This window comes from Paenibacillus sp. JCM 10914 (assembly GCF_001315105.1).
Lineage (GTDB): Bacteria > Bacillota > Bacilli > Paenibacillales > Paenibacillaceae > Paenibacillus_AQ.
This window is the reverse complement of the sequence record NZ_BAZR01000003.1, coordinates 60,827-73,942: the sequence shown is the minus strand read 5'-3', so window position 1 is coordinate 73,942 and position 13,116 is coordinate 60,827. Positions and strand designations below refer to the sequence as shown.

The 13,116-nt window shown below is 40.9% G+C and carries 13 protein-coding genes and 1 pseudogene; 3 read left to right on the top strand and 11 right to left on the bottom strand.

Translation table 11 applies throughout. From position 1 onward, the window contains the following. Positions 1-3: 3 nt before the first annotated feature. The 11 genes and pseudogenes from JCM10914_RS05850 to JCM10914_RS05800 form a co-directional block, all read right to left on the bottom strand. Positions 4-1,130 (bottom strand): annotated as a pseudogene (locus JCM10914_RS05850) (MBL fold metallo-hydrolase). A 58-nt stretch (positions 1,131-1,188) separates the two neighbouring features. Continuing rightward, positions 1,189-1,764 carry a sulfurtransferase TusA family protein gene (locus JCM10914_RS05845; RefSeq protein ID WP_023958500.1) on the bottom strand — a complete coding sequence of 192 codons (576 nt, stop codon included), beginning with the start codon at positions 1,762-1,764 and terminating at the stop codon, positions 1,189-1,191. Positions 1,765-1,840: 76 nt separating this feature from the next. After that, the gene (locus JCM10914_RS05840; RefSeq protein ID WP_023958498.1) at positions 1,841-2,326 is read right to left on the bottom strand and encodes a DsrE/DsrF/DrsH-like family protein; all 486 of its coding nucleotides are present in this window, start codon (positions 2,324-2,326) and stop codon (positions 1,841-1,843) included. Between the two features lie 69 nt (positions 2,327-2,395). Continuing rightward, a complete protein-coding gene (locus JCM10914_RS05835) occupies positions 2,396-2,626 on the bottom strand; it encodes a sulfurtransferase TusA family protein (protein WP_023958496.1) in 231 nt (76 codons plus the stop codon). A gap of 32 nt (positions 2,627-2,658) precedes the next feature. Further along, positions 2,659-2,919, bottom strand: coding sequence for a metal-sensitive transcriptional regulator (locus JCM10914_RS05830; RefSeq protein WP_023958494.1), 261 nt, complete (start codon positions 2,917-2,919; stop codon positions 2,659-2,661). A gap of 276 nt (positions 2,920-3,195) precedes the next feature. Further along, entirely contained in the window at positions 3,196-4,581 is a 1,386-nt protein-coding gene (locus JCM10914_RS05825; protein ID WP_023958492.1) for an MATE family efflux transporter, read from the bottom strand. 317 nt (positions 4,582-4,898) lie between these two features. Next, positions 4,899-5,123 (bottom strand): hypothetical protein, encoded by a 225-nt coding sequence (locus tag JCM10914_RS05820; RefSeq protein WP_023958490.1) that lies wholly within the window; start codon positions 5,121-5,123, stop codon positions 4,899-4,901. A gap of 160 nt (positions 5,124-5,283) precedes the next feature. Then, positions 5,284-5,658, bottom strand: coding sequence for a hypothetical protein (locus JCM10914_RS05815; protein ID WP_023958488.1), 375 nt, complete (start codon positions 5,656-5,658; stop codon positions 5,284-5,286). Between the two features lie 272 nt (positions 5,659-5,930). Then, positions 5,931-6,293: a hypothetical protein gene (locus JCM10914_RS05810; protein WP_023958486.1), complete on the bottom strand. Its 363-nt coding sequence runs from the start codon at positions 6,291-6,293 to the stop codon at positions 5,931-5,933. A 139-nt stretch (positions 6,294-6,432) separates the two neighbouring features. Continuing rightward, complete coding sequence (locus JCM10914_RS05805) at positions 6,433-7,437, bottom strand: hypothetical protein (protein WP_023958484.1); 1,005 nt, start codon at positions 7,435-7,437, stop codon at positions 6,433-6,435. A gap of 31 nt (positions 7,438-7,468) precedes the next feature. Further along, positions 7,469-8,761, bottom strand: a complete 1,293-nt coding sequence (locus JCM10914_RS05800; RefSeq protein WP_023958482.1) for a DNA sulfur modification protein DndB — start codon at positions 8,759-8,761, stop codon at positions 7,469-7,471. A gap of 446 nt (positions 8,762-9,207) precedes the next feature. Between JCM10914_RS05800 and JCM10914_RS05795 the strand changes: the two genes are divergently transcribed. The 3 genes from JCM10914_RS05795 (at position 9,208) to JCM10914_RS05785 (ending at position 13,077) form a co-directional block, all read left to right on the top strand. Beyond that, positions 9,208-11,811: a hydrolase gene (locus JCM10914_RS05795; RefSeq protein WP_023958480.1), complete on the top strand. Its 2,604-nt coding sequence runs from the start codon at positions 9,208-9,210 to the stop codon at positions 11,809-11,811. Positions 11,812-12,047: 236 nt separating this feature from the next. After that, the gene (locus tag JCM10914_RS05790; protein ID WP_023958478.1) at positions 12,048-12,320 is read left to right on the top strand and encodes an HU family DNA-binding protein; all 273 of its coding nucleotides are present in this window, start codon (positions 12,048-12,050) and stop codon (positions 12,318-12,320) included. A 43-nt stretch (positions 12,321-12,363) separates the two neighbouring features. Beyond that, complete coding sequence (locus JCM10914_RS05785) at positions 12,364-13,077, top strand: hypothetical protein (protein WP_023958476.1); 714 nt, start codon at positions 12,364-12,366, stop codon at positions 13,075-13,077. Positions 13,078-13,116 lie beyond the last annotated feature (39 nt).

Here is a 13,116-nt window from a genome sequence, read left to right as displayed (position 1 = left end):
CCATCAGCGTACCGCACAGCGGTTCGGTCCAATCTCCATTTCGCGCTGCCGATCGACGTCCGGCGTGATGATTCCCATATTCGTGTGACGGATTTCTTGATAGCTGTTCGGCTGCGGCGGCAGATTTTTCGTGACCATGTCTCTGAACTCCGTTTCGTTCGAAAGATTGAGGCCATGATTATCGCGATACAGTTCGCCCAGTTTCCTGGCTACCGTGCCATCTTCGTTCAACTCGTCCATGACCATATAATGTGCCGGCAGCACAATCAATTCGTGCGAAAGATCGGCATAACGACCATACAGCGTCTCTCGCAGATCTTCCACCCAATCCTCAGCCATACCCGCCAGATCCGGGCGTCCAATGGAATCGATGAAGAGGATATCGCCCGTTAATAAATACCGGTCATCCAGTACAATTGAAGTTGAACCAAGGGTATGGCCTGGAGAATGTAGCGCATCCATACGGATGGTTGTATTGCCGATCATGACCACGTCCCCACCTTCGAGCGGTTCATACTCATATACGACCTCACCTGCATCTTTCGGCGGCAGCCAATAGGCAGCACCTGTCTGCTCGGCGATCGTTCGTCCTCCCGAGATGTGGTCTGCATGCAGATGCGTGTCAAACACATGCTTGATGTCAGCGTTGACGCTTTGTGCGAATTCAAGATAGACATCCGTCATGCGCGTAACATCAAACAGGGCTGCTTCGCCGCTCGACACAGCCATGTAAGACAAGCATCCTTTTCCGATCCGGACGAATTGATATAGCTCACCACCACCTGACAAGTTCCCGACCTTCAACGGTACAAGATGTTCGCTCCAGCTTTCATACCGCCCTTTAGATAAGCAACACTGCGACCTTGCTCGGCCAGCATATCAGCTACCATGATCGAAGAGCCTTCCTTGGCGCATACAACGAGCACCTCCAGCTCTGACGGGATCTGGTCCAGAATTTCCTCCACCCCATCGATCAAATCGAAATACGGGATATTGAGCAGCTGAAAATTTCTCCCTTCGATCTTCCACTCTTCAAAGTCGGAAGGATTACGTACATCCAAAATAAACAGCTCTTCCCTATCAATCGCCTTCATGGCAACCTCTTGCGCATGCATTTCTCTTGCGGTCATGGTGCAGTCCTCCTCGCGTATTGTCATCTTTGATCCATCGCTTATATTTGTAGCGGGCTTATTCATTAAGCCCTTCGGTTTGTCCGCTCCATTCGCTCATACCAGGTACGACGTTCCACACGTTCGTAAATCCGCGTGCGGCAAGCTTCTGTGCTGCCATGTCGCTGCGACTGCCTGTGCGGCAGATCACGTAAATGATGTCATCTTGATTCAACTCCTTGATCCACTCTTCAAGATCTCCAAGCGGAACGGATAGAGCATGGGGAATATGATTGAATGCATACTCCGCCGCCTCTCTCACATCCAGCACAACGCTCGGCGCAGCGGATTGCAGATTCTGCTCCAGTTGTGCGTTCGTGGCGACGTTCGGAAAGGAAACAACCCCGATTTCCTCACTTGTTGATTTACGGATATAGTGCTTCAGCACACTGCCTTCTTCTATGGTTCCGAGATACTGGTGACCGGTGCTTTCCGCCCATGCCTTCATATCCGCCGTAGACCCTTTATCCGTCGCTTCAATCTCCAGCACATGCCCGGCTTCAAGGTCCTTCATGATCTTCTTCGTTCGGACGATGGGCATCGGGCAGGCCAACCCTTTGGTGTCTAGTTGTACATTGGATTCAATTGCTGTCATTTCACATCAGACCTCCACATCTTCTTTTTATACCACACGGGGTATATTAGACTCTAAAAAAATATCTCCAGGTTATTTATATAAACAAGTTTACATTCCCATCCTGCGCATCACCCAGGTAAGCGGCAACGCCCGCATATTCTATGCCATCCAGCAGTTCTTCCTGTTGCAAGCCCAGCAAATCCATCGTCATCGTGCATGCAACCAGCTTAATCTCCTGCTCCTGAGCCATCTCGATGAGTTGAGGCAATGGAACCGCATTATGCTTCTTGATAACATCCTTGATCATTCTAGGTCCCATGCCGACAAAGTTCATCTTGGACAGCCCCATGTTATCCGCGCCGCGCGGCATCATTTTCCCGAACATCTTCTCCATGAAATTCTTCTTCTTGGGCAGCAGCACATCCTCGTCCTTACGAAGCGCATTCAACCCCCAGAACGTGTGGAAGATCGTCACCTCATGGTCATACGCCGCCGCACCATTGGCTATAATGTAGGCGGCCATGGCTTTATCATAATCACCACTAAATAATATGATGGTCGTCTTTTTTGGCTCCGTCACGCTATCAATCCCCCTGTAAATAACTTCATACTCCTATATACCCATAGGGTATAAATTCGATTAAAAAAATTACCCTTTCTTGATCCAAAATTTCAACACGCCGTCTTCTTCTCGATCCTCAAGCCATTCATGGCCTGACGACTTCGCCCATGCGGTCAGATCCCTCTTCGCGCCTTGGTCGGTTGAGTGAATCTCCAGCACTTGACCAGGATTCAGTTCCTTCATTTCTTTCTTCGTTTTTACGATTGGCATGGGACATGCCAGACCTTTAGCATCCAAAACTTTATCCGCGTTCAACATAATTCCTCCTTAGAATGATGGTCTCTATTCGTTTATCTGCTTCGCACAAGCAGGTTAACCGCTTCGACTACAAGCTCCTCTGGATCCTGCCCACTCTCCTCTGCTCTCTGTACACAGTCTACAAGGTTTCTACTAACTACGACGCCGATGGTGCGATCGATGGCCGTGCGTGTTGCAGACAACTGGGTAATTACATCTCTGCAGTCCTTGTGCTCCTCCATCATCTTCAGGATGCCGCGCAATTGACCTTCCATGCGTCTCACACGATTCTTCATCTGTTCGTTGTAATTCATATACGCCCCCCTGTCTTCTTAAGAATCATATATAGCTTGTTTGGGTAATAGGTTCATGCATGAATACATCATATACCCCCATGGGTATATTGTCAAACTGCTGAGCAACGAGAGATCGCCATTTAGGTAACGCAAAAAAACCAAGGAACCTATGCAGACTGCATAACTCCTTGGTTTTCAACCGGTTTGAGAGATAAATTACCTTGTATAAATGAATTGACCCTAATGGCGTATTTTAACGGATACTTTCCTTCGCCTCGCTAAACCAATAGCAAACTAAATCAGCTTGTGTGCATACCACTTCTTCCCGCGGAATCGCCACCAGAAGATAGCCCCTCTCACGCCCCATTCGCAGTTCATGGCGAGCCAGACACCGAGAATGCCCCAGCCAAGCACGACCCCCATAACATAACCGAGAATCACTCGGAACAGCCACATCGTCATCATCGACGTTAGGGACGTAAACTTCGAATCGCCTGCGGCACGCAGTGCAGAAGGGAGAATGAAGCTAATTGACCAGAGAGGCACTTGAACAAGCGTATTGATCAACAATACAATGAATAAATCCTGCACAATCTCTGGCGGCGGGTTGAACAATCCCACCAGCGGCCGATAGAGCGGCATCAGAATAAGTCCCATCAAAGCTAGCGATATCGCGCCCAGCCACAAGAAAGATTTGATGAAGCGCCTCGCATCCGCAATATTTCCCCGACCGATACACTGACCAACAACCGTGACAATGGTAAGCGACAACGCACTCGCCGGAATCTGGAACACTCCAGCCAAAGATGATCCGATCGCATTGGTGGCAATCGCATACGTTCCCAGACTTACGATGAACACCTGCGTTAGCAGTTTGCCGCCATTGAAGAACATTTGTTCTGCCGCAAAGGGCAACCCGATAAACATGATCTTGCGCAGCATCGAAATTGGAAAATGAAACAAGTCTCGCAGACGCACATGCAGAGTCGCATCCACACGGAATAAATAATAAAGAGCACACGCTGCACCAACAAAACGAGCAATATTAACGGCCAGAGTCATACCGAACACACCCATGTTCAACCAAGTAATAAACATGATGTTCAGCACAACATACAGCAGGTTCATGATCAGGGATAATGCCAGCGAAGCCCTCGTCTTTCCTATACCTCTCAAAGCTCCGCACACCGCCTGCACGATCGCGATCCCAATGAACGAAGTACTGCTGCCAATCAGGTAGATTCGAGCACTCTCCAGCACTTCAGGCGAAGCAGAGCCGAAGAGCAACTGCAGCACCGGCTGGTGGAACCCGATCATCAGCAGCGCAATCGCGAAAGCGATCATCGCCACCGAAGTCACTGTCGCGGCCGAGGCTCTGGACACCATCGGGGCGTTGCCGCTTCCTTTATACTGTGCGACGACCACGGTTCCACCGGTAGCCACCGCTACAAACACATTAATGAGAAATATATTAAGGGCGTCAACCATGTTCACGGCGCTGACCGCCGCTACGCCGGATGAGCTGATCATCGCGGTGTTCACCAAGTTCAATCCGATAATAAAAGCCTGGTCAATCAATATAGGGAAGAATAAAGCAAAGATTTGACGGTAATCCATCGTCTCCCCGGTAAAATATCGTTCCAGCAAGCCGTTCATTCGGGTTCGCATTCGAACCAGCATTTGTCATCACATTCTTTTCCTTATAGTACACGCTTCTTTCCGGACATGAAAAAAACTCTTCTTCCGAAGAGTTGCAGTTAGCGGTATATATTCCTGCTGCCGTAACCGACCTCTTAAGGCGGGGAAACCCCTCCCCGTGTTTGATTGGAGAATACCACCGCCCCTAAGTTCTGTCAATGAATGTAAAGCACAGGAAATGCCCGAAAAGTGTTGATAAGTGAAGCTTCCTATGAGGTTCTATGACTATATCCCTATATTCTCAAATGAGAACACGTTCACGGCACTGCAAATTGATAAACGATTGAAGTTTAGATGATTCACATATAGAGTCGAACACTACACACCGCAAAAACAGATTCATTTTCTTTCCCTTCATCATCCACAATATATGCTTCACCATGCACAAAAAGCTTATTAGCATAATTCCGTTCGATCTTATACATCCTCCCTTCTTGAACCTGGCAGCCCCGGTTGAAGAATCGGTTTGCTTGTATAAAGACATACCTTGCTTTGTCCAAATCCTTTGTTGCCTTAAGTTTCATTTAATCTACCTCAGTTATTATTTTATGTTTGTAAACGAGCGTTACATATATTGCTCATAACTAAAATGACATATATATAAACAAAAACCAATTCACCATTATATTTACTTTATACGCCTTGTTATTATTGATTACGCTATATTACTACTAGTCGAATCGATCAGACGATCATAATGAATCTCATAAACCTTATATGTGGCTGAGTACTATGTATTTTAAAAATAAACCTGGGATCTTCGATTTTTAATTTAGACAATTTCGCATCATTTAGCGGCTCTTGAAACAATTTCTCCAGTGCGGATTTATGATCTAATTGCCAGTCCTTCACGAAATCCTCCATATCATAAAGTCTATTGGAAATAATGTCTCTTCGTGTCCGATTCACATATCGATTAATTTCCCGGCCCTCTTTTCCTTCGCAATCTTCAAATAACTTCTGCTTGTCATCAGCCAAAGTAAATAAAAAATTGATGATGGATATTAATTCCACAGCAGCAGGACTTATTTGCAGTTTCGTAAGTAATTCATCATTCATATATATTCTCCTTCAATCTTCTTGTTGTAAGAATCATACTTGTCCGTCATGTTCCATATTATAGCGTATGGTAAATTAATACAATGGTATTAGATTGCCTTTGAAATGTTCTTGACTTCACAATGAACAGAAAAAAGAGTAGTTGTATATGTCGTTTTATGTCGAAAGAATTATTTTAAGCGAACATTTGTTCCTGTTTTGATTATACGATTTATTTACTTGTGAAACAAGATAATTTTCCCAACTAAAAATTAATATATTTTGTTTATTGATTATTTTTTATGCCGATGCATATATTGCTTCAGAAGTTTTAATTTTGAATTCGCTATAGTTACAAAGCTTTTGTATCTCTGATAAAAGATCTTTCTTGCCTCATAATCAATTACGATTTCTTTTTTTAAATTTGCCATTCTGCCGCGATCTGTGATGAGAAACCCGCTTTCTTTTGACAAGAGCTCCACGATTTGATCGTTCGTAGTACAATATACAAACTCACCATTATCCGTATGCAGAACTGTTCGTATCTCTCCCCTAATTTTTTCTGGCTCTGAAAAATTGACATCTTCGATGTTAAGCCACTGCGCTTGATCATGGAGTACCTTACCCTCTCTTCGGATTACAACAATCGATTTCATTTTTGAACACTCCCCCGTAAATTTTGCTTCATTGTTGCCGTCTCACTGAGATCATGGCTACTTAATTATAGTATTAATAAAATAACAGGGAGGAAGATATCACCACGTGCACAAAAAAAAAAGAATAAGCTCACTAGACTTATTCTTCTCCATAAATTTCAATTATTTTATCAATATTCAGAAAGTCGTTTCGAATTCTTGATGCATTATAATCGCTGCTATTTTTGATTTTGGATATGTTATATCGATCACATACCATATCAAATGTTTCTTTATCGAACTTTCCAGTTTCTTGCCTCAATCGGTTTGCAGTGTAAACCATGCCAGAATTGCGGATGTTTATAGCCGTAAGGAAGGGCTGTTGATACCACTCTCCTATTTTTTTTAATCTTCGGAGAATCAAATGCGAGTCTGCTTTGCCATCGGCCTTCGTATTTAATATGGCACTGCGAAACACGTAATCGTTACTAATTAATTTTGATGTTGGGGCCTTTAGATTCGATGCTGGATTGCCGTTATTCTTATAATAAATCTCTTCTCTATATGCCATGTTCAACATGGATATAAGCTCACCCGAAACCTCTAATTTACGTTCCGACCAAGTATTGCTTTTCGTATTATTTCTCAGTAATACGCTCAGATTTTCATTATCAATATCATGAATAGTCAAATTAAGTACTTCACTATACCCCTTCCCTAATATCCCTTCGAATATAGAATGAATTATGGCTGAATCTTGAAAGTTAACTAGGCCCCCTGTCATATCATCTATCTCCTCTTTGGAGAAAATAAGCTTGTTCGTTCTATCCACGAACTTCGAATAGTACTCTTGCCCGAATATCGCGTCCAGTGGGTTCAGATTATTTAATCTTAAGTCCTCTTCGATCGCCCATCGAATATAATTCTGAATAATCGACGCAGATGACAGCACCGAGTTCATGGTTCTCGGATTCAAATAGCTGATCAAGTGTTCAATCTCATAGATGTTAAAATCGTATAGGTCCTTTCCAAACTGCTCTTCAAGCATTTTGGCTCTATTTAGTACCCTTGAGAAGGTTGATAAAGTGTTCGGTGTTAACCCTTTTAGGAACATTTGCTTCCGTTCTTCGTTATAAAAGCCGCTTTCGTATATTTTATTAGACACTTCGTCACCCTCTTATCAACGATTAATAAAATCAACTGAAATAATGCATTATTGCATTGCGATTTCTATTATTATTCATTCCTCTTCGATCTTGCAGGATCTCTATCAGGCCATGATCATGAAACTCGATCTCTTCTACCCTATCTTTAATTTTATTTAAATCAATTCCTTGTTCCTTAAATTGTTTAGCAATCTGAATATAAGCGGCAAACATTAACGGATGATTAATATAGCTCTCACGGTACTCATTAGGATTTAGTATAAATTCCTGAGCAAATAAACCAGATAGATAGTTAAAGAAATCGACAAGATATTTGGAAAGTTCTTTCGCTTCTAGCGTAGTCTTGGGTTCAAACACCTTATCAATGGCGTATGATAAAATATCAAAAGTTGTCAACTGACCGGCAATTTCGCTGATCTTCGAACTGGAAGCAATTCTGCCTTTCAAATCTGAATTCTTTTGAAGATCCTTAACAACAATATCAGAGTAACTTTGCGACTTCAGTTCCTTTAAACGTTGAGGTTTCACTACATTTATGGTGTTAATCTGCCCAAAATATTTCTTAGCCGTGTCGGTATCATAACTTCGAACAGATAAAATCATATCCAGATCTAAATCTGGATTAATAGCCACGGCTCGCACACCACCTTGAAGCCTGTGGAATCCATCCAGAATAGAGATTATAGCCCCCTTATTAATAGTTAAAGTCTTGTTCTGTCTGTTAAACAGAATAGGTTCGACCTCTGTAGAATACACATTCAAGGTTAACATATCAGATAAATAGGTTTCACTTAACATATGCTGAGAAATATCCTCAACACTTTTCTTATTGATATCTGGCACAGGCAGAACACCACTCTTCGTGCTTTTAAATTTAGGACTTCTTTGCGTTTCATAATCGTATGTTATCAGTTGGGAATGATACATTTGGACAAGATCTGACATTTTCACTTTCGTGATATAATGATCCAATTCAAGCATGATTACATCTTCCAATTGAATTGGCAACTTAAGGACCTGATTGGTTTGCAAACGACCAGAAACCTTCTTGGATTCCTCAACTTCTCGCTCGGAAAAATATTCATATGGGGATATTGAATGAATACCGGTAATGGTATGTACGGCCAAGCAAATTAAACACAACTTGGCAGTTTCTATAGAGGCGATTCGCTCGTGACCACGGGCAATGGAATTGATGGTACCGTTCGTAACGCTATATTTCTTCAGTTCGCGATTGACCAATTCTAATATTTTTCGATCATGTTTTATTTCTTCCAGCACAATAAGCAAGGATTTCTCCAACTCTTCACGATCCCTGAACAAAACCTTTTCACCTCACACGGACTTGGCTGATTTTTCCCTATCTTTTCTATTATACACAAAAAATAAAAATAATACATATTTCAAATTGGTATCAATATACAAAAAGTATCATATGCATCTATTACCGATATTTCAATCCTATTGCTCGTCTACAGTTCTGATTATTTCATTAAACTCAGCATCAAATATTCTATAACCATGGGTTAAAAAATTGTCAAGCACCTGTGCGCTGTGTGAAGAAACACTAGTATCTTTCCACACCTCGAGCCTTTCGATCGGACAGTCGACAATAAGTTTTTGTAATCTATATCTCCGTTTCATCATTTACACAACCTATACTTTAAAGATAAGAGGTACATTCCGAATTTATATTAACATAAATATAATAATGATGATATAATCAATTTCGATTAACTAGATTAGATACACATAGGGGGATACATTAGATGGATGCACAAGTTTTTATTTATAGTGTAGACACAAGTTTGTTCTATACGGATCAGGAATACAAACTACATCGAAGACTCAATAAACGTTATCGAGTCAGAAAGATTCTGTTGAGACTGAAAACACAATACTCAGCCGGTAGCGATTATCATAGTAAAATCACTCAACTTCTGACAAAAATAAATACGAATATTAAAACACTTAAAGAATCTTTAAAAACGCTTATCGCAAGTGAACAGAAAATCAGATATCTACGTAAAGAGCTATTAAGCAAAAAAAATATCATATCCGTATTCGAATCAACCTTAACCAGAACACTATCGATGCAGCACAATCAACTGACTGAGGATATCATGGTTATTCAGACTTATTATTTTGAGGTATTAAAAAGCTTGATCTACAACGGTTTTATGTACAACGGTCATAAATACATATGCTTCACTGCCAGTGCTGGTCAAATCCGCACGAAGAAAACGTTATTCATCAAAGAAAGTGTTTTCGAAAATCACCGTCATTCTCTCATGTGTGGATTAACCACAGATAAGATCAATCTGCAAGGTGGAGTGAATATCAATAAATACTTAGCCTATCTAGCATTATGTAATAGTGCGACAGACCAATGGCATGAATTTAATATACACAAAGCCATCGTGGTCGATGATATGGAGACAACACTGCGGAGCACGGTTGATTTTATTGACGATCAAACATATAAAATAACAAGACAAGAGATGGATATTGCTATTGAGCATACAGATGGCTGTGGTATGATGCTGCCCAAAATTAGCAAAAAAAGCATGATGATCAGACTCCCCTGGGTTAAGGGCCTCCTTGTTCCTTTCCCATTCGATAAATTTATCCGCGAAGCGAATAGAAAAGGATCAAAATGCGGGATTGTGACTGATATCTACGGGAAACAATACGATATTTTGAAAGATGACATACAAATCATTTTTACGAAAAGTCAATTTAAGATGTGGAAATATTATAATTCATGGAGCGATTACAAACAGCTGTTTGTACAACATCAATGTCATGCTAGCAAATGCAACGAGGAAGAGGATCGGATTGCAAATGCAAAGTCCAATTATCAAATATTACAGACCTTGACTGACTGCACAAATGAAGAATTGATGGAATTAAGCAGCAAAACGCGAGAGAAGATTATAAATATCGGTACGGATCGCAAAACTATGCTCAAGATTTTAGGTGTAACCGATACAAACTCGAACAAGAATTATTTTCAGCAAGCCCTGGAGGTTTATCCAGAACTACTGAACGATGCATACAGCCGAGAAGTTTTAAAACAGGTCAAAAGGAGCATGGTCAAAAATGCCCGGGCAGGAAAGATGGATATTGACGGGAAGTATACTTTTATTAGTCCAGATCTATATGCCTTCTGCGAATATTTATTTCTTGGCCATAACCATCCTAAAGGCTTATTAGGAAATGGCGAAGTATTCTGTTCTCTATATCATGATGAAGAGTATCTTGATTGCTTAAGAAGTCCTCACCTTTATCGCGAGCATGCAATCAGAAAAAACATCGTCAACAAAGAACTGCGTCGATGGTTCACTACCAGTAATCTATATACTAGCTCTCATGATCCAATCAGTAAATTGCTCATGTTTGATGTCGACGGCGACAAAAGTCTCGTATGTAACGATAAAACTTTGGTCAAAGTGGCGCAGCGAAATATGAGCGATATCTATCCTTTATATTATAGAATGGCGAATGCGAACGCAGAAACGATTAATAAGGAGAATATTTACCGTGGTCTCACGGCTGCTTATACCGGAGGGAACATTGGAGTTATAAGCAATGATATATCGAAGATCTGGAACAGCAATGCCATCAATCTCGATGTAATTAAATTGTTGTGCATGGAGAATAATTTCACCATTGATTACGCCAAGACGCTTTATAAACCAGAAAGACCCACAGTGATTAAAGAATTAATTACAACGTATACCGCTGCAAAGGTCCCTCATTTCTTTAGATATGCCAAAGACAAATTGCCCGATCTTGTTGATGACGTTAACAAAAGCACAATGAATAGACTAGCTGAGTTAATCCCTAACCCCAGGCTCCAGTTCAAGGCCTTAAACTTAGGACAATTCAATTACAAGATGCTACTCCATAATAACAAGACGGATTCTATCATTCTTAATGAAGAAATTATTAATCGGTATACCGAGCTGGACCTTCAGAAAAGATTCATGGAACTCGGAACATTTGACCATTATGATTCTGCCGAAAATCTATATATATATTTGGACATTCGTGAGCAGCTCCTAGAAATAAACAGCAACCCACAGGAACTGGTTGATATTCTTGTCGAATATCTATACCAATACAAGAAGAGTAGCTTTAAAACTACATTGTGGTCGAGTTTCGGAGATATTTTGGTTCAGAATTTAAAAAACAATCTGAAAGCAATTTATACGAACCATTTCATACTTTGCGATCACTGTGGTATAAGAATCAAAGCTGACCATCACCGAAAAGCCTACTGTGAATCCTGTTCGATAGAGAAAGAAAAATTACGAAAACGAATGGCATGGCATAAAAATAAATATAATAACACTAGCGATATTAAATAATGTCTGTAAACCCTTATCCTTTATGGGTTTTCGATACCTGAGAAGATGCGCACATTCTATACTACGATGCACTAAAACGCCGTACTACAGGGAATTTATTAAATTCTCTTCATTTTCGTAATCGTATTTAAGGGAGAGTAAGTGACCTTTCGAAATGATCTCCATATTTTCGAACACTTACTTTTCCTTTATCATATATGCCACATCATCATATTAGAAAGGAGGCTTAATCCATTGTGAACAAAAAAGATCTGATTCACGCTGTAGCGTCACATACCGAATATCCTAAAAAAGATATCGAAGGTATCGTCAATGGCGTTTTTAATGAAATTACCAATGCCCTATACTATGGCGAGGAAGTCAACATTGCTTCATTTGGAAAGTTTATCGTAAAGAGAAGAACGACCAGAAAAGTCCGTAATCCCCAGACGGGAGAAACGATGAATATTCCCGCTGCTAACGTACCTGTATTTAGACCTGCACAAAAGCTCAAGAGCGCAGTCCTTTAGCACCCCCTTCAATAAAATAAATATATTATAACGAGGAATCGTGATGATTGATCGTCTCAATGCATTTCTTGGCAAGCCTCATATATTCAACTCAGAATTCCCGGTATACTCTCCCACCCTTTCAGACATCGCAGACATTGGAGAAATTGAATACTCCATACATATCACCCTCTGTTCATTCAATATCCACACGATTCTCGTTAACCTCTTCGGTCTTTCTGAAACGGATATCATGAACCTTATGGATGAAAATCCTTATGACTTGCTTACAAGCCATCCCTCGATCCCTGCGTACATCTCAAAAGCCTACTCCTTCTTTGTCAAAGATAATGTTTCTTATCATTCGGTTGCTAAAACCTTTAACATAGGTGACAAAGTTCTGGTGAACTCCGACAATTATAAGGATATGTACAACGTTATCAAAGAACTAAATGGTCTACAGGATTCAAAAGAGTCACCTAGAAAATTCAAAAATAGTAAAGCCAAAGAATTATTTGAGAAAATGAATGCCCTTAAATCAAAAAATGCAAAAAACACAGGATTGGATATCAAAGATATCCTCTCCATTATTTGCTGCGCAGAAGGCAACGGCATTCATATATTCAATGTTTCTAATCTCACCGTTTATCAAATGTATGAACATTTTGAGCGCATTAACTTAAAAGAAAACCATAACAGGCTTCTACCCGTCTGGGCGAACGGTTATCTCAAAGAAAATTCCCAACTGCCTGAATGGTTAGTTAGAACAAAATTCTAAATTAAAAAATCAATTTATGATCCCTAGGAGGAAACAACT